Source organism: Verrucosispora sp. WMMA2121, assembly GCF_027460185.1.
Classification (GTDB): Bacteria; Actinomycetota; Actinomycetes; order Mycobacteriales; family Micromonosporaceae; genus Micromonospora; species Micromonospora palythoicola.
Window position 1 is genome coordinate 2,158,959 of the sequence record NZ_JAPZBH010000006.1, and the last position, 17,486, is coordinate 2,176,444.

General features: G+C 71.6%; 19 protein-coding genes. 7 read left to right on the plus strand and 12 right to left on the minus strand.

Features of this window, described 5'->3' with window-relative positions:
- Positions 1 to 59 precede the first annotated feature (59 nt).
- Positions 60 to 572 (plus strand): SRPBCC family protein, encoded by a 513-nt coding sequence (locus O7605_RS18810; RefSeq protein ID WP_164446642.1) that lies wholly within the window; start codon positions 60 to 62, stop codon positions 570 to 572.
- Positions 573 to 606: 34 nt separating this feature from the next.
- Here the strand turns inward: O7605_RS18810 and O7605_RS18815 are convergent, their stop codons facing one another.
- A complete protein-coding gene (locus O7605_RS18815) occupies positions 607 to 996 on the minus strand; it encodes a hypothetical protein (protein ID WP_269740386.1) in 390 nt (129 codons plus the stop codon).
- A 154-nt stretch (positions 997 to 1,150) separates the two neighbouring features.
- On the opposite strand from O7605_RS18815, the gene O7605_RS18820 reads away from it, so the two are divergent.
- Positions 1,151 to 2,512: an ABC transporter substrate-binding protein gene (locus O7605_RS18820; protein WP_269740387.1), complete on the plus strand. Its 1,362-nt coding sequence runs from the start codon at positions 1,151 to 1,153 to the stop codon at positions 2,510 to 2,512.
- 60 nt (positions 2,513 to 2,572) lie between these two features.
- On the opposite strand, the gene O7605_RS18825 is transcribed toward O7605_RS18820, so the two are convergent.
- A complete protein-coding gene (locus O7605_RS18825; RefSeq protein WP_269740388.1) occupies positions 2,573 to 3,316 on the minus strand; it encodes an enoyl-CoA hydratase/isomerase family protein in 744 nt (247 codons plus the stop codon).
- Positions 3,313 to 4,239 carry a 3-hydroxyacyl-CoA dehydrogenase family protein gene (locus O7605_RS18830; protein WP_269740389.1) on the minus strand — a complete coding sequence of 309 codons (927 nt, stop codon included), beginning with the start codon at positions 4,237 to 4,239 and terminating at the stop codon, positions 3,313 to 3,315. The genes O7605_RS18825 and O7605_RS18830 overlap by 4 nt, the downstream gene beginning before the upstream one ends.
- A 194-nt stretch (positions 4,240 to 4,433) precedes the next feature.
- Here O7605_RS18830 and O7605_RS18835 point away from each other — a divergent pair, with 194 nt between their 5' ends.
- Entirely contained in the window at positions 4,434 to 4,730 is a 297-nt protein-coding gene (locus O7605_RS18835) for a hypothetical protein (RefSeq protein WP_269740390.1), read from the plus strand.
- 77 nt (positions 4,731 to 4,807) lie between these two features.
- On the opposite strand, the gene O7605_RS18840 is transcribed toward O7605_RS18835, so the two are convergent.
- Positions 4,808 to 5,587 carry a class I SAM-dependent methyltransferase gene (locus tag O7605_RS18840; protein ID WP_269740391.1) on the minus strand — a complete coding sequence of 260 codons (780 nt, stop codon included), beginning with the start codon at positions 5,585 to 5,587 and terminating at the stop codon, positions 4,808 to 4,810.
- A gap of 54 nt (positions 5,588 to 5,641) precedes the next feature.
- Between O7605_RS18840 and O7605_RS18845 the strand changes: the two genes are divergently transcribed.
- A complete protein-coding gene (locus O7605_RS18845) occupies positions 5,642 to 6,022 on the plus strand; it encodes a PPOX class F420-dependent oxidoreductase (RefSeq protein WP_269740392.1) in 381 nt (126 codons plus the stop codon).
- 100 nt (positions 6,023 to 6,122) lie between these two features.
- Here the strand turns inward: O7605_RS18845 and O7605_RS18850 are convergent, their stop codons facing one another.
- Entirely contained in the window at positions 6,123 to 6,332 is a 210-nt protein-coding gene (locus tag O7605_RS18850) for a BldC family transcriptional regulator (RefSeq protein ID WP_007073996.1), read from the minus strand.
- Between the two features lie 252 nt (positions 6,333 to 6,584).
- Entirely contained in the window at positions 6,585 to 7,424 is an 840-nt protein-coding gene (locus O7605_RS18855; RefSeq protein WP_269740393.1) for a hypothetical protein, read from the minus strand.
- A gap of 271 nt (positions 7,425 to 7,695) precedes the next feature.
- Between O7605_RS18855 and O7605_RS18860 the strand changes: the two genes are divergently transcribed.
- The gene (locus tag O7605_RS18860) at positions 7,696 to 8,778 is read left to right on the plus strand and encodes a Glu/Leu/Phe/Val family dehydrogenase (protein WP_269740394.1); all 1,083 of its coding nucleotides are present in this window, start codon (positions 7,696 to 7,698) and stop codon (positions 8,776 to 8,778) included.
- A gap of 294 nt (positions 8,779 to 9,072) precedes the next feature.
- Positions 9,073 to 9,285 carry a DUF3073 domain-containing protein gene (locus tag O7605_RS18865; protein WP_093403828.1) on the plus strand — a complete coding sequence of 71 codons (213 nt, stop codon included), beginning with the start codon at positions 9,073 to 9,075 and terminating at the stop codon, positions 9,283 to 9,285.
- Positions 9,286 to 9,431: 146 nt separating this feature from the next.
- Here O7605_RS18865 and amcA read toward each other — a convergent pair whose 3' ends face one another.
- The 5 genes from amcA to O7605_RS18890 form a co-directional block, all read right to left on the minus strand.
- Positions 9,432 to 9,668, minus strand: a complete 237-nt coding sequence (amcA, locus tag O7605_RS18870) for a multiple cyclophane-containing RiPP AmcA (RefSeq protein ID WP_269740395.1) — start codon at positions 9,666 to 9,668, stop codon at positions 9,432 to 9,434.
- Positions 9,637 to 10,740 carry a cyclophane-forming radical SAM peptide maturase AmcB gene (gene amcB / locus O7605_RS18875; protein ID WP_332317180.1) on the minus strand — a complete coding sequence of 368 codons (1,104 nt, stop codon included), beginning with the start codon at positions 10,738 to 10,740 and terminating at the stop codon, positions 9,637 to 9,639. The genes amcA and amcB overlap by 32 nt, the downstream gene beginning before the upstream one ends.
- Positions 10,741 to 10,916: 176 nt before the next feature.
- Positions 10,917 to 12,071 (minus strand): phosphoribosylformylglycinamidine cyclo-ligase, encoded by a 1,155-nt coding sequence (gene purM, locus O7605_RS18880; protein WP_210939082.1) that lies wholly within the window; start codon positions 12,069 to 12,071, stop codon positions 10,917 to 10,919.
- Between the two features lie 64 nt (positions 12,072 to 12,135).
- Positions 12,136 to 13,695 carry an amidophosphoribosyltransferase gene (gene purF / locus O7605_RS18885; protein WP_269740397.1) on the minus strand — a complete coding sequence of 520 codons (1,560 nt, stop codon included), beginning with the start codon at positions 13,693 to 13,695 and terminating at the stop codon, positions 12,136 to 12,138.
- 163 nt (positions 13,696 to 13,858) lie between these two features.
- Positions 13,859 to 14,221, minus strand: coding sequence for a sterol carrier family protein (locus tag O7605_RS18890; RefSeq protein ID WP_269740398.1), 363 nt, complete (start codon positions 14,219 to 14,221; stop codon positions 13,859 to 13,861).
- 159 nt (positions 14,222 to 14,380) lie between these two features.
- Here O7605_RS18890 and O7605_RS18895 point away from each other — a divergent pair, with 159 nt between their 5' ends.
- Entirely contained in the window at positions 14,381 to 16,573 is a 2,193-nt protein-coding gene (locus O7605_RS18895; protein WP_443083943.1) for a carboxypeptidase regulatory-like domain-containing protein, read from the plus strand.
- Positions 16,574 to 16,730: 157 nt separating this feature from the next.
- Here the strand turns inward: O7605_RS18895 and O7605_RS18900 are convergent, their stop codons facing one another.
- Complete coding sequence (locus tag O7605_RS18900) at positions 16,731 to 17,486, minus strand: 2-phosphosulfolactate phosphatase (protein WP_269742683.1); 756 nt, start codon at positions 17,484 to 17,486, stop codon at positions 16,731 to 16,733.

Sequence of the window (17,486 nt, forward strand, 5' to 3'; positions counted from 1 at the left end):
GCGGGACAGACATCGGAGGAAGCTGCGCACCGGGGCATGAGCCGGTATGGTCCGGGCCTATGGGACAGGGGATGGCCGATCCTACCGACATCCAGCAGGAACTTGAACGGTTCGCACTCCGCAGCACCCTGTTCGTCCCCGCCTCCGCCGACCGGGCGTACGAGGTCTTCACCGGACGGCTCGCCGACTGGTGGGTGATGGAGTACACCTGGTCGGGCCCCACCCTCCTGGCCGAGCTGGGCATGGAGCCCCGCCCCGGCGGGATGCTCTACGAGGTCGGCCCCTACGGGTTCCGCACCGACTGGGGGCGCGTGCTGACCTGGGATCCGCCCCGCCGCCTGGTGTTCACCTGGCAGATCAGCGCGGATCGCGCACCGGTGCCCGACCCGGCGCGGGCCAGCGAGGTCGAGGTGCTCTTCACCCCCGCCGAGGCCGGCACCCTCATCGAGGTGGCACACCGGCACTTCGACCGGCACGGCAGCGCCGCCGAGGGCTACCGGCGGGCGCTGACCGCCGGCTGGCACGAACTGCTCTCCCGCTACGCCGCGACACTGATCCACTCGCCCGCATGAGCGCCGAGCCGGGCGCGACCACCGACGCGGACGGTCAGGCGGCCCGCTGCCGCAGCGTCGCCACGGTCGAGCCGGCAAGCGTGAGCAGACACTCCGGCAGCAACCCGTCGGCGGCCGCCGCGCCGAACAGCGCCCGGGCGGTGTCCAGGTCGGCGTTGGCGTACGCGCTGACGAAGCGAGCCACCCACCGGGCGTCGTACCCGGCCTGGTCGATGCCGGGAAAATCGAGCGCGCAGGCTCCGGGCGGCACCGGATCCCCCACCATCGTCGCGGCCAGGCACCACGCCACGTCGTACGCGCCGGCCAGGCCGGCCCGGTCGACCACCGCGTCGAAGGTTCCCACCACCGCGTCGGAGTCCCCGTCGAGGGCCGAGCTGAGAATGGCGGCGGCGTCCTCGAACATCTGCTGTGGCGAGTCGGTCACGGACCGCACAGTACGGGTGCCGGTCAAGGAACCCACTATGGTTACTCTCCGCACATGGTGAAGGCGACCTGCGGATAGACCGGCCTCCACGGTCCCGCCGCCCGTCACGGCACGCTAGTCTGCGCAGCGGACCTTCGCCCGAGGAAGGACGACCATGTACATGTCGCGCGGCTCGCGGACGGCCATCCTGGCTGTCTGCGCCACGGTCCTGCTCGCCACCAGCGCCTGCGGGGAAGAGCAGCCCGAGGAGGCGACCACCCAACAGGTGCGCCTCTACGGCACGGACGGCAACATGCTCAACTCCTACCCGGAGGCGTTGCAGGATCGCGCCGGCCTGGTCGACGGGATGAAGGGCACCACTCCGCTCACGCCGCTGCCGGACAACTTCAAGAACCGGCTACGGTCCGTGGACCCGAAGTTGACCGACTACCTCTACTCCGCCGAGGCGTACGACGCGGTGCTGATCAGCGCACTGGCGGCACAGCTCGCCGGGTCGACCGATCCTGCGGACATCGCCAAGCAGATCGTGGGCGTCACGAACAACGGCACCAGTTGCACCACCGCGAGTCAGTGCCTGCGACTGGCCCGCCAGGGCACCGACATCGAGTACCGCAGCGTGTCGATCACCCGGGCCGGCTTCACGGAAGCGGGCGAGCCGGCCACCGCCAGTTACGCGACCCTGCACTTCGACGGTCAACAGCTCAACGACGCCAAGACGGAGTTCGTCGGCGCCGGTGACGAGGCGGCGGCGAGCAAGAAGAAGCCGCCGAAGGCGAAGCGGCAGAACGGCAACTTCCCCGACCCGAACAGCGGCGCCCCGCTGGTCCTGGGTGGCCTGCTCCCCAAGACCGGTGACCTGGCTATCGCCAACCCGCCGATCGCGGCCGGTGCGGCGCTGGCGCTCAAGGAGATCAACGCGGCCGGTGGGGTGCTCGGCGAGGACGTGGTCTGGATCGACGGCGACGACGGCACCAGCCCGACCGTGGCCAAGGCGACCGTGGCCAGCCACATCGACGCCGGCGTACACGTGATCATCGGTGCCGGTGGCTCGGGCATCTCCGCGGCCGTGCTGCCCGACGTGGTGGACGCCGGCCTGATCCTGTTCTCGCCGTCGAACACGGCGGCGGATCTGACCGAGGCCGACGACAAGGGTCTCTACTTCCGCACCGCACCGCCGGACAGTCTGCAGGGTCGGGCGCTGGCCGACGTGATTCTCCGGGACGGCCCGCAGAAGATCGCCATCGTGGCGCGGGCGGACTCGTACGGCAAGGGACTCCAGGAGGTCGTCCGGGCCGAGCTGGAGCGGGCCGGCTTCGGTGGCGACAAGGTGAAGCTGCTCGGGTACGAGCCCGGGGAGGACGCCGAGGCCGCTCCGATCAACTTCGGCGAGGGCGCCAAGCAGATCAAGCAGTTCGGGGCCGACGCGGTGCTCATCATCGGCTTCAGCGAGTCCGCCGCGGTGATCCGGGCACTCGCCGACGCCGACGTACCGCTGGCCGCGCTCACCTCCTCCTGAGCCGGTCGACACCGACGGCCGCACCGCGACACGGTGCGGCCGTCGCCGTTTCCGGGCGCGTCAGCGCCCGCGCCGCCGCTCCAGGAACTCCGTCATCCGGCGGTGCTTCTCCTCGTCGGCGAAGAGCACCGCCTGGCTGACCAGGTCCAACTGTGGATGCGCGGCGGTCGGGGCGTCCACGGCGAGCTTGGTCAAGCGCAGCGCCAGCGCCGAGCCCTTGGCCATCTCGTCGATCAGACCGTGGGCCGTCGGCAGCAACTCGTCGGGCGTGGCCACCACCCGGTTCACCAGGCCGATCCGCAGCGCCTCCGCCGCGTCCACCCGCCGGCCGGTGAACAGCAGTTCCTTGGCCAGCGCCTCACCCACGAGCGCCGGCAGCCGGTGCGTGGCGCCGGCACCGGCCAGGATGCCGAGCCGCACCTCCGGCTGGCCGAACACCGCCCGCGCCGAGCAGACCCGAAGATCGCAGGCGTACGCCAGTTCGGCACCGCCGCCAAGCGCCGGGCCGTCGATCGCCGCCACGGTCGGCATCGGCAACGCCCGGATCCGGGCGAAGGCCGCCGAGTTGATCGCGGCCAGTGCGTCCAGCCGGCCGCGCTCCCGCAACTGGGCGATGTCCGCCCCGCCGGCGAAGATCCCGTCGGTGCCGCCGGTCAGCAGCAGCATCCGGGGGTGTGCCTCCAACTCGGCGCAGACCTCGTGCAGCGCCGCGACCAGGTCGGAGTCGATGGCGTTGCGCTTCTCCGGCCGGTCCAGCGTGACCACCAACCGGTCCGGTCGTTCCTCGACCCGCAGTCCGCTCATCGTGCCGCCTCCGGTGACCCGGCACCGCCCGGGACACCACCAGTGGTCACCACCGGTTCGCTGCCGCCCGAGCGCACCCCGTCGGTCCACCGGTAGAAGCCGTGCCCGGACTTCTTGCCCAGCCGACCGGCGGCGACCAGTTCCACAAGCAGCGGCGGCGGCGCGAACCGGTCGCCGTACGCCGCCTGCAACGTCCGCGCGATGTCCAGGCGCACGTCCAGACCGACCAGGTCGGTGAGTTCCAGCGGCCCGACCGGGTGCCGGTAGCCGAGCACCATCGCCTTGTCGATGTCGGCGGGGCTGGCCACCCCGTCGGCGACCATCCGGATCGCCTCCAGCCCGAGCGTCACGCCGAGCCGTGACGTGGCGAAGCCCGGCGTGTCGCGTACCACGACGGGATCCTTGCCCAGCCGGCCGGCGAGCGTGACGGCCGCGTCGGTGGTCTGCACCGCGGTGGCCGGCCCGACCACGACCTCCAGCAACGCCATCGCCCAGACCGGGTTGAAGAAGTGCAGCCCGCAGAAGCGCTCCGGCCGGGTCAGCCCGGCCGCGAGATCGGCGATCGGGATGCTCGAGGTGTTGCTGCCCAGCAGCGCCGGCCGCAGCGCCTCCGCCTCGGCGAGCACGGCCCGTTTCAGGTCGGCCCGTTCCGGTACCGCCTCCACGATCACGTCCGGTGCCGGTGCCACCTCGGCGAGCCCTGCCCGCAGCGTGATCCGCGCCTGGTTGGCCTCCGCCTGCTCGGCGTCGAGCCTGCCGCGCCGCACGGCCCGCGCCCAGAGTTCGGCGAGCTGCCGCACCGCGGCGGCACCCCGCTCCCGGTCCACCTCGACCAGCTCCACGGCATGACCGCTGCCGGCCGCCACGTACGCGATGCCGAGACCCATCGTGCCGGCGCCCACCACCACGAACCGTTCCGTCATCACGACACCACCGCACAGTGAGAATCCGCCCCCGGCCGACGCCCGTGGCGCGCGGGGTCGCCGCCACGCCGGGAATCGGCCCGTACGCTCCGCTCAGTCATGCTGCGACCCTATGCAGCGCCGGCTGCGGTCCCATGCGTGGGGGCGGACGGGATCGGGTACAGATCGCCGACAACCGAGGGAAGGACGAGCAGATGAGCCAGGCACCGGAGACCGTGGACGGCGCGGGCGCCGAGGGAACCGTCGAGACGCGCGGCGACGAGCGCGTCGAGCTGCTGCGTGCCGACACCAACAACGACGGCCGTACCGACGTGTGGGTGGTCGACACCGACGGTGACGGGAAGGCCGACCTGTTCCAGTTCGACACCGACGGCGACGGCAAGGTGGATGTCACGATGGTCGACATCGACGAGGACGGCCAGCCCGACGAGATCGTCGACGGTGACGGCGGGCTCCCCCCGGAGCCGCTGCCGCCGACCATCACTGTCTGAGACGTCCGGAAGGGCCCCTGACACCGCCTCCGGTGCAGCAGGGGCCCTCTGACGTTCTCGCGGGCGCTGCGTCGAGATCAGCGGGCCAGCCGCAGGGTGGCGAGATAGTACGGCGCGTCTTGGTTGTCCACGTCGACCAGCTGCCAGGGCGAGCCGTGCACCAGCTCGGCGAGTTCCTCCGGCGAACAGACCAGGTAGTCGAACCAGGGTGTGCCCAGCTCGCGGTAGCGCAGCCGCAGCCGTAACTGCCCACCGAGGCGGCCCCGCCGCCGGTTGTGCTCGTGGTACGAGGTGTGCACCGGATCGCGGGTGCCGTACGGGTCGGTGCCGTGCGCGATCAGCTGCGCGCCGGGTCGGGCCACCGCCGCCAGCGCGGCGAGGAAGGCCGGCGCCCGTTCCCGCCCCTCCAGCAGGCCGAGGTTGTTGCCGAGCAGCAGGAAGGTGTCGTACCGCCGCCCGCTCGCGGCGTGCTCGTCCACGGTCGCGTGCACCAGGTCGCGTACGCCCCGGCGGCGGCACACCCGCAACGCCCCGGCCGAGGTGTCCAGCCCGGTGACCGGTACGCCCCGCTCCTGCAGCAGCAACGCGATCCGTCCGGCGCCGACACCGACGTCCAGCGTCGTGCCGCGGACCCGGTCGACCGCCCGGTGGTCGTGCGGCTGCCAGTCCTGCGGTCCGTCGAGATAGTGCGCGGCCGGTGCGCCGTTGACCAGCCCGTCGTCCCGCTCGATGATCTCGATGACCGGGCGGGGCAGGCGCCCACCGGCCAGCGGCCGGGGACCGATGCCGGTCGCCACCGCCAGCGCGTCGCGTAGCAGTTCCCCGAAGACGTCACCGATTCGTGGTTCCCCCGTCACACGCTTCACGCTATCCGGCCGGTCAGTTGGCCGCAGCGCCCGTATCCTGGCGGCGTGACCACGTTGGACCGCCTCTCCGCCGAGAAGTACATCCTCCTGACGACGTTCCGGAAGGACGGTCGTGCGGTGCCGACCCCGGTCTGGGCGGTCCGCGACGGCGACGCCCTGGCGGTGTGGTCGGCGGCCGACGCCGGCAAGGTGAAGCGGATCCGCCGCAGCGGGCACGTCACCGTGGCTCCCTGCGACGTACGCGGCCGGCCACACGGCGAGGCGGTGCCGGCCCGGGCGAGCCTGTACGACCCGGGCGCGACCAACCGCATCCGTGGCCTGATCAAGCAGAAGTACCGGGTGATCGGCCGGCTGACCCTGCTCGGCAGCCGGCTGCGCCGGGGCGAGGGTGGCACGGTGGGCATCCGGGTCGAGCTGACCGACTGACGTCGCGGCCCGGTGCCCGGGTACGCCGGCCCCGGGCATGGCGAAGGGCGACGGACCACGGTCCGCCGCCCTTCGTGAAGCTCTGTTATCAACCGTGTGGTCAGTCCCCCTGGCGCTGCTGCGGAATCTGTCCCTGCAGCAGTGCCCTGACCTCAGACTCGCGGTATCGGCGGTGACCGCCGAGGGTCCGGATGGCGCTCAGCTTGCCAGCCTTCGCCCAACGGGTCACCGTCTTCGGGTCGACACGGAACATCGACGCCACCTCGGCCGGTGTGAGTAGCGGCTCTGGTTCGTGCGTTCGCGATGCCATCGGTCACTCCTCCACATGTATAGACATCGGCCGGGGTCCCGCCGGCCGACGCGTCTCCCATGGTCCGGCTAGTCCCCGATGTCCGACATGGGCCGAACGGCCGAACGTCCCTAGACGGACGGATGAACCATGCCCGATTTATACGACTTTTACACGCCACAAAGTAACTTATTCGGACTCATGATCACGGTTCGTGATGCGTCAACTACGAAGCAACCTCGCGTTGCGCCGGGAAATTGGGACATTAGCCCCCTAGTTGCAGCGCTCCAGAAGTTGCACCGCGCGCCATCGCGCGACCAACTTGTCGTACGCGGCCGACGCCTCCTCCGCCTCGCCCCGGGACAGCCCGGCCAACCCGGCCGCGACCAGTTCCGGCGAGTCGTCCTCGGCCAGGGTTTCGTCCGAGAGCAGCTCGACCAGCCCGCCGTAGTCGAGTTCCACCACCGAACGCGGGTGGAACTCCTCCAGCCAGCGGGCCGCCTCCTCGACCGCCTCCGTGATCGGCGCGTCGCCGACCGACTTGCGGAGCACCGCGAGCGCCCGGGACGAGCGACGGCGAGCCTTGGAGATCTCCGTCCGGAAGCGCAGTGAGCGCCGGTCGGGGACGGTCACATGGTTGCGCTCCTGCGCCTCGAAGAGCACGAACCAGCGCAGCGGTACGCCCCAGGTGGCGATCTGTTCGTGCACCCGCGGAACGCCGTGCTCGAGCACCCGGGCGCCGCTGCGCCAGTCCTCCACCACCGCCTTGGCCTGCCCGGCCAGCACCGGCGGCACGAAGGCGTCGGCCAGCACCGGCGGCACGCCGTCCCGCGCGCTCAACGCCGCCTCGGCCACCCGGATCCGCAGGTTCCACGGGCACACCAGCAGCGTCTCGTCGGTCTCCAGCACGTACGCCTCGTCCGGCAGATCCGGCAGCCGCGTCCACCCGGCACCGAGCGCCTCGATGACCGAGGTCCGCTGCCGGCCGGGCCCCTCGACCGGCGCCACGGCCCGCCCCTGCTCGACGTAGCGCCGCCAGTAGGACTGGCGGTCCCGGTCGAAGGCGGTCAGCGGCTCGTACACGCGCAGGTATGAAGCGAAGAGCGACGGCACGGCGCGATCCTCCCACGAACGGCAAGCCGAGCGTTGCTCGGCGTCACCGGGCGACCTGACGCGCCGCAGGAGCAACCCGGGCAAAGCACTGCGCGCCGCCTCGTCCGCGGCGCGGAGGCGGGGCCGGGACGGACCGCCCGAGGGGCGGGACGGCGACCACTGGGGTACGGCGCGACGCCCGCCGATACTAGGCTCGCAGCACCGGCAGCATCCCCGCCGGGTTGACCAGGTCCGCGCCTCACGAGGGCGCCCGCCGACACAGGAGCCAGTCATGGGCGTATTCGCCACCACGGACGACCCGGAGTCCACGGGTCACGAACAGGTCGTGTTCTGCCAGGACAAGCAGACCGGCCTGAAGGCGATCATCGGCATCTACTCCACCGCGCTGGGTCCCGCGCTCGGCGGCACCCGGTTCTACCCGTACGACAGCGAAGAGGCCGCGCTCGCCGACGTGCTCGACCTCTCCCGCGGCATGGCGTACAAGAACGCCCTCGCCGGCCTGGACCTGGGCGGCGGCAAGGCGGTCATCTGGGGCGACCCCGAGCAGATCAAGAGCGAGGCGCTGCTGCGCGCCTACGGCCGCTTCGTGGAGTCCCTCGGTGGTCGTTACTACACCGCCTGCGACGTCGGCACCTACGTGCCGGACATGGACGTGATCGCCCGGGAGACCCGGTACGTCACCGGCCGCAGCGTCGAGCACGGCGGGGCGGGCGACTCCTCGATCCTCACCGCCTGGGGTGTCTTCCAGGGCATGCGGGCGGCGGCCGAGCACGTCTGGGGCGTGCCGACGCTGCGCGGTCGGCGGGTCGGCGTCGCCGGGCTGGGCAAGGTCGGCAAGTACCTCGTCGGTCACCTGTCGGAGGACGGGGCCGAGGTGGTCGCCACCGACGTGAACCCGCGCGCCCTGGACTGGGCGCGTACCACCCACCCCGAGGTCCACCTCGTCGACGACGCTTCCACCCTGGTCGCCGCCGACATCGACGTGTACGCCCCGTGCGCCCTCGGCGGCGCGCTGGACGACGACACGGTGGCGGCGCTGCGGGCCAAGGTGGTCGCCGGGGCGGCCAACAACCAGCTCGCCCACTCCGGCGTGGAGAAGCTGCTCGCCGACCGGGGCATCCTCTACGCGCCCGACTACGTGGTGAACGCCGGCGGTGTGATCCAGGTCGCGGACGAGATCGAGGGCTTCGACTTCGAGCGGGCCAAGTTGCGCGCCACCCGGATCTACGACACCACGCGGGAGATCCTCCGCCTGGCCGACACCGACGGCGTGCCGCCGGCCGTGGCGGCGGACCGGCTGGCCGAGCGGCGGATGGCCGAGATCGGCCGGCTGCGCGCGATTCACCTGCGCTGACGACGCGTCGTCGGGGCGGGGCCCGATGGTCCCGCCCTCGACACCCCGGTCGGGCTAATCTGAGCATACGACGTGTTCGTGGAGATTTGCCTCATGTCACGACCGATCCCAGCATCGCTCCTTACCGGGTACACTGGGTGACGTCCTGATGACCGCAACGCGCGGTCGCGGTCGTAGGTAACCCGAGGTGCCGAACGGTGGCATCCCCATGTACCGTAAGAGCCACGAGAGATGCCTGACGTCATCGGGGCCCGCCTTCGGGCTGCCCCGCATTCTGTGCGAGGGGGTCGAGCCATGGGGCGCGGCCGTGCTAAGGCCAAGCAGACAAAGGTGGCCCGGGAGCTGAAGTACCACTCCCCGAACACCGACCTCGCCGCCTTGCAGCGAGAACTCGGCGGCAGCGGCAAGTCGGACCGCAACTTCGACGACGACTACAAAGAGTACGTCGACGATGACGAGGACCACTCCGACGACGACCCGGACAACTGGGTCCGTCCGACCCGCTGACCCCCGGTCACATCTGAGCACGCGGTGACTCCCCGCGTGCTCACGCATGTGCCCGCTACGCGGCGGCGTGCAGCACCCGACGAGCCGAGGGCCCACCACGGCCGGAACTACGCTCCGGCGCGTGACGGGCCCTCGGCACGGACGGGTCAGCGGGGACGGTTGTTCCAGTTGTAGAACGTCGGGATGTTCTCGAAGTGGTTCCAGGCGCAGACCGCACTGGCTCCGTCGCCACCGGCCACCTCCGCCCGTAGTCGACGCGCGACCTCGGCCTCGTGGAGCAGGGCGTTGAGTCCGGCAGCGACCGCCCGCACCCGGTCGGCGACCCGGTCGGGTTCGTCTCCCGTCGCGGTCTCAGGCTGCCGGTGACTGGTGGTCTCGGGCATGCTCCAACACTCCCTCCAGTAGGCGGATCTTGCTGTTGCGGCAGTGCTCGGTCTCCGTACCGTCAAAACGCCCCAGCTCGAAGTAGCGGTTCGCCGCGTGGCCTCCGCCACAGAAACCGAAGTACGGGCAGGCGGAGCGGCACGCCTCCACGCCGTCGATGAACTCACCGACCCAGGCTGTGCGCGCCGCGGCGGCCAGGATGGTGTGCAACGGGGTGGTGAGCACGCTTCCGCTGGAGAAGTCGCCGTAGCGCGGATCGGTGAAGCCGGCCAGCTCGGGCGAGAGCACCACGACCGAGCCGTCGTACGCCACCGTCGGTATCGGGTCGAGCCTGCCGGGCAGCAGGTCGTCCGCCGTACCGTCCAGCACCGCCGCGGCGTACCGCAACGACCACTCCACCTCCCGCAGGTGGATCCGGGGATCCCGACGCCAGGCCGAGACCAGCTCGGCCCAGAACCCGGTCACGACCGGGGCGGCATGGGCGTTGTCCCGGGTGTTGACGCCCTCGGTCTCCTCGATGTTGACGCCGAGCACCTCACAACCGAGATCGAGGAAGTAGTCGTACAGCTCGGTGGCCCGGCCGGGGGACGGGTCGTTGACCACCGCGAGCGCCGAGAACGGCAGCCCGTGCCGACGCAACGCGGCCACCCCGCGGACGATCCGGTCGTACGCCGGCCGGCCCGCCCGGGTGACCCGCTCACCGTTGCGTTCCCGTGGCCCGTCCACGCTCACGCTCACCCGCATCCGGTGCCGGGCGAAGAACTCGCACCAGGCGTCGTCGATCAGGGTGGCGTTGGTCTGGACGTGGTGCTCCACCTCGGGCCCGAAGGGCGCCATCAGCGCCGCCAGCCGCTCCCGGCCGGCGGCCAGCGGCTCCCCGCCGTGCCACACCACCGAGAACCGGTCGGTGGCCGCCCAGCGGTTCACCGAGGCGGCCACCGCCTCGGCCACCGCCACCGGCATCTGCCGGTCCGCCGCCCGAAACGGCAGGTAGCAGTACGCGCAGTCGAGATTGCAGAGGGTGGTGGGCTGCATCACGACGTACGACGGGACGGTGGCCAGGCCCCGCATCCCGCCCAATGACCGTCCCCGCGCAGCCATCGCCCTCCTCCGTAGCGGTCTTGGGCTGCCGGGCGCGACCCGGCCTGGGCGCGCCCCGCAGCTCTCGAGGGTGCCCTTCAGGCTAGGCGGCGACGGCCACTCGGGTGAAGCCCTGATCAGGTGGTCGGACGATCAGCGCAAAGTCATCATCCTCGGGTGTGCTGCCCGACCATCCGCACCTCACCGGTGCCCTCGATGATCTCGCCGACCTGCCAGGCGTCGACGCCGCGCCCGGTGAGCGTGGCCAGCGCCCGGTCGGCGTCCTCCGCCGACACGATGGCGAACATGCCGACGCCCATGTTGAAGGTCGCCTCCATCTCCGGGTCCTCGATCCGGCCCTTGGACTGGACCAGGTCGAAGACCGGCTGCGGCTTCCACGTCGACCGGTTGACCACGGCGTCCACGTGTTCCGGCAGGATCCGCACCAGGTTGCCGGGGATGCCACCGCCGGTGACGTGGGCCAGCGCCCGTACCTCGGCCTCGGCGATCAGCTTGAGGCAGTCCTGCGCGTAGATCTTGGTGGGGGTGAGCAGTTCCTCGCCGAGGGTGCGCTGGCGACCGAAGTCGTCGATCACCACGTCCAGTCGCATCCGGCCGGCGCCGAGCAGTACGTGCCGGACCAGGGAGTAACCGTTCGAGTGCAGGCCCGACGATCGCATGGCGATCACCACGTCGCCCACCTCGACCCGCTCGGAGCTGAGGATCTCGCTCTCCTCCACCACGCCGACACCGGTGGCGGAGATGTCGTACTCGTCGGGGCGCAGCACACCCGGGTGCTCGGCGGTCTCGCCACCCAGCAGCGCGCAGCCCGCGTACCGGCAGCCGTCGGCGATGCCGGCGCCGATCTCGGCGACCTTGTCCGGCACGACCTCGCCGGTGGCGATGTAGTCGAGCAGGAACAGCGGCTCCGCACCGCAGGCGACCAGGTCGTCGACGACCATCGCGACGAGGTCGATGCCGACCGTGTCGTGGATGTCCATCTGCTGGGCGATCACCAGCTTGGTGCCGACGCCGTCGGTGGAGGAGGCCAGGATCGGGTGCTTGTACTTCGTGGTGTCCAGCCGGAACAGGCCGGCGAAACCGCCGAGGTCACCCATCACCTCCGGCCGGCGGGTCTGCTTCACCTTCGACTTGAGCAGCTCCACGGCACGGTCACCCGCCTCGATGGACACGCCGGCGTCCGCGTACGAGACCGCGCGTTTGCGCGCCGGCCGGCCGGAGCCGGCCGTCCAGGGCTGACGGTCCCCGCCAGCGCCGCTCGGGCTGCTTCCTGCGCCGCTGCGCTCGGACACGTGCGTCACGGTTCTCCCCTTAGTGGTTCTCGGCTGTCGCGTCGACGGTGACCGGCGCCGCAGCCGGGTGGTGCTACGGGCGGTTTGTGGTCGCCGACGGTTTGAGGTCGCCGAAGCTGTCGAGTTGCGGGACGAGTTGCTCGGCGGATCCGATCTCGTCGGCCGAGTGGTTGGCGACCCGGCGGCCGATCCCTTCGAGCACGTGCTTGCCGATCAGGTTGCCGACCGGCAGCTCGATCGGGTACTCCCCGTCGAAGCAGGCGCGGCAGAGTCGGGTCTTCGGCTGCTCGGTCGCGGCGATCAGGCCGGACAACGAGACGTAACCCAGCGTGTCCGCGCCGATCGAGCGCCGGATGCCGTCGTTGTCGAGGCCGTTGGCGAGCAGTTCGGCGCGGGTGGCGAAGTCGATGCCGTAGAAGCACGGCCAGGAGACCGGCGGCGAGGAGATGCGTACGTGCACCTCGACCGCGCCGGCCTCGCGCAGCATCCGCACGATCGCGCGCTGGGTGTTGCCGCGGACGATGGAGTCGTCGACCACGACCAGACGCTTGCCCCGCACGTTCTCGCGCAGGGGGTTGAGCTTGAGCCGGATGCCGAGCTGACGCAGCGTCTGCGACGGCTGGATGAAGGTACGGCCGACGTAGGGGTTCTTCACCAGGCCGGCACCGTAGGTGATGCCGGATCCCTCGGCGTAACCGATCGCCGCCGGCGTGCCCGACTCGGGCACCGGGATCACCAGGTCGGCGTCGACCGGGTGTTCCTTGGCCAGTTGCCGCCCGATCTGCACCCGGGCGGCGTGCACGTTGCGGCCGGCGATGGTGGCGTCCGGGCGGGCGATGTAGACGTACTCGAAGAGGCAGCCCTTGGGCTCGGGTGCGGCGAACCTGGTGGACCGCAGCCCCTCCGCGTCGATCGCGATCAGCTCGCCCGGCTCGACCTCGCGGACCACGCTGGCACCGACGATGTCCAGCGCGGCGGTCTCGCTGGCCACCACCCAGCCGCGTTCGAGTCGGCCCAGCACCAGCGGACGCACGCCGTGCGGGTCGCGCGCGGCGTAGAGGGTCGACTCGTCCATGAAGACGAAGCTGAACGCGCCGCGCAGTCGCGGCAGCACCTCAAGCGCGGCCGCCTCGACAGAGAGATCCGGCCGGCTGGCCAGCAGCATGGTGACCAACGAGGTGTCGTTCGTCGAACCGTCGGTGCCCAAGCCGCGCTCGGCCACCTCACGCTGCAGCTCGGCCGTGTTGACCAGGTTTCCGTTGTGCGCCAGTGCGATGGTGGTGCCCGAACTGGTCGCCCGGATGGTCGGCTGGGCGTTCTCCCAGGTCGACGCGCCGGTGGTGGAGTAACGGGCGTGCCCGATCGCGACGTGCCCGCGCAGGCTGGCCAGCGTCGGCTCGTCGAAGACCTGGGCCACCAGGCCGAGATCCTTGTAGACCACCACGCCGGAGCCGTCGCTGACCGCTATGCCGGCCGCCTCCTGCCCCCGGTGCTGCAACGCGTACAGCCCGAAGTAGGTCAGGTTGGCGACCTCCTCCCCCGGGGCCCAGACGCCGAAGACACCACACGCGTCCTGGGGGCCGGGTCGCTGGGGATCAAGGTCGTGGCTCAGCCGGCCGTCGCCTCGGGGCACCTGCCGCTCCCTCTTGCTGGTCTGGACTGGCCTGGCGGAACCACGGGGGTTGCTCCGCACCTCTCGGCCGGGGACCACACTGTCGTCGCCTGACAGTGTACGCGAATCCATGTCGCCACATACAGTCACATTATCGGCGCTCTGTGTCATCCGATCTCGGCTGTCACCGCAGTTCGAGGGGCAGATAGGCGGACAGGTCCGCGCGAGCGCCACTCGCCTTTACGCGACCCTCCGTGACCGCCCGCGCCCAGTCGAGTCGTCCCGCGGCCAGACCGAGCCAGGTTTCCGGATCCATCTCCACCGTGTTCGGCGGAGTACCGCGGGTGTGTCGCGGCCCCGGAACGCACTGAACTGCACCGTAAGGTGGGACTCGCACCTCCACCGATCGGCCGGGGGCGCGGTCCGCGAGGAGGGTCAACAGGGCCCTGACCGCCTCGCGGAGCACCGACCGTTCGGGTGCACGCCCCTCATCGAGCGCCGACAGTGCCGCCGCGACCGAGGCGGACTTAATGTACGGAGAGGACACGACGGGACGATACGGCGTGACCGCGCCGGCCGTCACGCTGGCCCTGGGTCGCGCCGATCCGGCCGGACAAGGCATAGTTGCCGACGGCGTATTCGTACCGTGATGTTCCCCCGCCCGGCACCCGCCGGCCAGGGGAGGTCAGTCCGGAAGGCGGTGGACGTGTCAACACACCGACGAGCCTGGCACAAGCGGGCCGGTGTGGTCGTGGCGCTGATGATCGGTGCCCTGCTCGCCGTCCCAGCCACACCCGCCTTCGCCGACGACCCGGACGTCCAGATCACGGGCCTGTCGAACGGTACCCTCCAGTCCGGTCAGCAAACGTCGATGACGTTCACCGTCAAGAACAACAACGATGCACCGACGCCGTTCAGCGTCACCGTCAGCACCTTCAACGGCCTGAGCTGCCAGGGCGACTGCAACATCCCGGCCCGACTGATCCCGGCCGGCGAGGAAGCACAGTTCAGGGCGACCTTGGCCGCGGGTGACGTGCCGGCCGGTCAGGAGCGGTCCGGCAAGGTGCGGGTCTCAGCTCGAGCCGGGGGCGACGAGGGCAGTGACGAGCGGGACATGACGGTGCGGGGCCCCAACCCACCGCCGACGACGCAGGCGCCGCAGACGGTGCGGTCGATCTCCGGCAAGGTCGTCAACCAGGGCGGCGAGGCGGTGCCGAACGCGTACGTCCTGCTCAAGGACAGCGCCGGGAAGCAGCGGGACACCACCACCAACGGCGACGGCAACTTCCGGTTCACCGGCAGCAGCGACAACCCGATCGCGCCCGGGCGGATCGACATCGGCGCGAGCGCCGAGAACAAGAACGCCGTGGCGAGCTTCACCGCCAACGCCGGGCAGAGCATCACCGGACGGCGGATCACCCTGCCGATCGCGGCGGCCTCGGAGAGCCCGAGCGCCAGCCCGTCGGCCAGCGAGTCGGCGGTGCCGACCGAGGATCCGTTCGAGGACGAACTCGGCGAGGACGAGGAGACCGCTGGCGAGAGCGCCGCCGCCCAGGCCCCGGCCTCCAACGAGGACTCCGGTGGCTTCGGCAACTGGCTGCTCATCCTGCTGGGTGGTCTCTTCGTGGCCGTCGGTGTCGGCACGATCGTGCTGCTGTGGATGAAGCGCAAGGAGAACGAGGACGGCGAGCCGGACGGTGACGTGCCCGCCGGTGCTCCGGCCGGCGCGGTCCCGGCCGCCCGTGGCTCGTTCGCCGGCGCGGACGACCAGACCCGGGTGGTGAACCGGGTCGGTGCCGCACCGGACCCGACGATGGTCGGCGGCCCCGGGTTGGCCAACGCGCCGACGATGATGCACCAGCCGGTGGTCGACGACGTCCCGCCGGACCCCTACGGCGCACCGCCGCAGCCCTACGGCGCCGCGAGCGGACCGGGTGGCTGGTCCGGTGGCGGCGGCTACGGCGACGAGCCGGGCGGTTACGGCGCCGCGGGCTACGGCAACGCCCCGTCCTCCGGTGGCGGCTACGGCAACGCTCCGTCCTCCGGCAGTGGCTACGGCAACGCCCCCTCCTCCGGTGGCGGCTACGGCAACGGGCCGGCGGCGGGCGGCGGCTACGGCAGCCGCGACTACGGTGCCGGCAACTCCGGCCCGGACTACCCCCCGGCGGGCGGCGGCTACGGCGAGCGGTACGACGAGCCGACCGGCCGCTACCAGGGCGAGGAGACGGCCTACCCGGCCCCCGCCGACCCGTACGCCACCGGGATGTACCAGCCGGACGCCGGCGGCCCGGGCTACGGCCAGTCCGAGCCGGGCGGTTACGGGCGGAGCGAGGCCGGCGGCGACTACGGCCGCAACGAGCCCACCGGCGGGTACGGTCAGAGCGACCCGACGCGGGGTTACCGGCACGGCGAGCCGGGCGGATACGGCCAGAGCGACGCGACTCGCGGCTACGGCGAGGGTGAGTCGGGTGGCGGCTACGGCCAGGCCGACCCGAACCGGGGCTACGCTCCGGGTCAGTCCGGTGGCGGCTACGGCGCGTCGCCGAATGGTGGGTACGACCAGCCGGCCGGGAGCTACGGCCAGGACGCCGGGCACCAACGCGGTGGCTACGACAACACCAGCTACGACAACGCTTACGACCAGGGTGGCTACGGCGGCGCATACGGCCAGGACGCACCGTCACGTGGTGGGTACGACCAGGGTGGTTACGGCGGCGGCCAGGGCGGCGGAGGGTACGGCCAGGAGCCCCCACGCCAACGCGGTGGTTACGACGAAGGCTATGACCAGGGTGGCTACGGCCAAGGCGGCTACGGTGACCCGGCACAGGCCGGCCGCGGCCGGCCGGACGGCACACCCCAGGACCGTGGCGGCCGCCGCCTGGACTGGCTCGACGACTAGCTGACGTGCCGACCCGCCGGACCACACTGGACCGAACGACCGCATGTCACTCAGAAGGATTCATGTCTGAGTGGCATGCGGTCCGCGCTACTCATCGTCGCCCACGCGACGGCGGGTGCGGGCTGACGGTCCGGCCGACGCCAGGCACCGCGGGCGGTCAGGCAGCGGAGAAGACGCCCTGACGCAGCAGTGGGATGACGTCGGAGGTGCCGAGGCGCACGGCAATCTCGACATCCTCGGCGAAGCCGCCCTCGATCAGCTCTCGGCCGGAGACACAGCCGCGGACCGCCGCCGGTATGTCGGGGATGCTGGCCAACGCGGCCAGTGCCGTGGCCGCCTCCACCGAGAGCCCGCCGGGTGCCCCGGAGAGGGCGTCCAGCACGCTGGCCGCGCCCAGCTGATCCTCCACCGACGGGCGCAACGAGCCGTCCGGCCACCGTTCACCGGCGGCCACCACGCCGACCGGGGCGGCAGTCGAGCCGTACCCCCGGCTGGTCAGCCATCGCCCGACGGCGCGGGCGTTGCGCAGGTTGGCCGCGACCACCGGCAGCCCGGTGGCGCTGGCGGCGGCGCTGATCGCCGAACCGTTCGGCGACGGCAGCACCAGGTCGGTCACCACCGGAGCCCGACTCAGCGCGGCCGGGGACAGCGACCACGGATGGTCACGGGTGACCTGCCGGCGGCCGGTCGCGGCGACCGCGCCGACCCGGCGCGCGTACGCGGCGGCCTGCTCACCCCAGGGAAACGGATGCACGCGCATCCCCCGACCCACCGCCACCTCGACGGTGGTGGTGAACGACAACACGTCCACCACCACCAGTGCGGCGCAGACCCGGCCGAGTTCGGCCGCACCCGCCAGGCCCCAGTCGAACCGGACCCCCGATCCCGGTTGGGCGGAAACGGCCGCGGCCAG

Coding starts and splice junctions, on each gene's coding strand:
- O7605_RS18810 (WP_164446642.1), top strand. CDS start 60: ATGGGACAGGGGATGGCCGATCCTACCGACATCCAGCAGGAACTTGAA.
- O7605_RS18820 (WP_269740387.1), top strand. CDS start 1,151: ATGTACATGTCGCGCGGCTCGCGGACGGCCATCCTGGCTGTCTGCGCC.
- O7605_RS18825 (WP_269740388.1), bottom strand. CDS start 3,316: ATGAGCGGACTGCGGGTCGAGGAACGACCGGACCGGTTGGTGGTCACG.
- O7605_RS18830 (WP_269740389.1), bottom strand. CDS start 4,239: ATGACGGAACGGTTCGTGGTGGTGGGCGCCGGCACGATGGGTCTCGGC.
- O7605_RS18835 (WP_269740390.1), top strand. CDS start 4,434: ATGAGCCAGGCACCGGAGACCGTGGACGGCGCGGGCGCCGAGGGAACC.
- O7605_RS18850 (WP_007073996.1), bottom strand. CDS start 6,332: ATGGCATCGCGAACGCACGAACCAGAGCCGCTACTCACACCGGCCGAG.
- O7605_RS18860 (WP_269740394.1), top strand. CDS start 7,696: ATGGGCGTATTCGCCACCACGGACGACCCGGAGTCCACGGGTCACGAA.
- O7605_RS18865 (WP_093403828.1), top strand. CDS start 9,073: ATGGGGCGCGGCCGTGCTAAGGCCAAGCAGACAAAGGTGGCCCGGGAG.
- amcA (WP_269740395.1), bottom strand. CDS start 9,668: ATGCCCGAGACCACCAGTCACCGGCAGCCTGAGACCGCGACGGGAGAC.
- amcB (WP_332317180.1), bottom strand. CDS start 10,740: ATGCGGGGCCTGGCCACCGTCCCGTCGTACGTCGTGATGCAGCCCACC.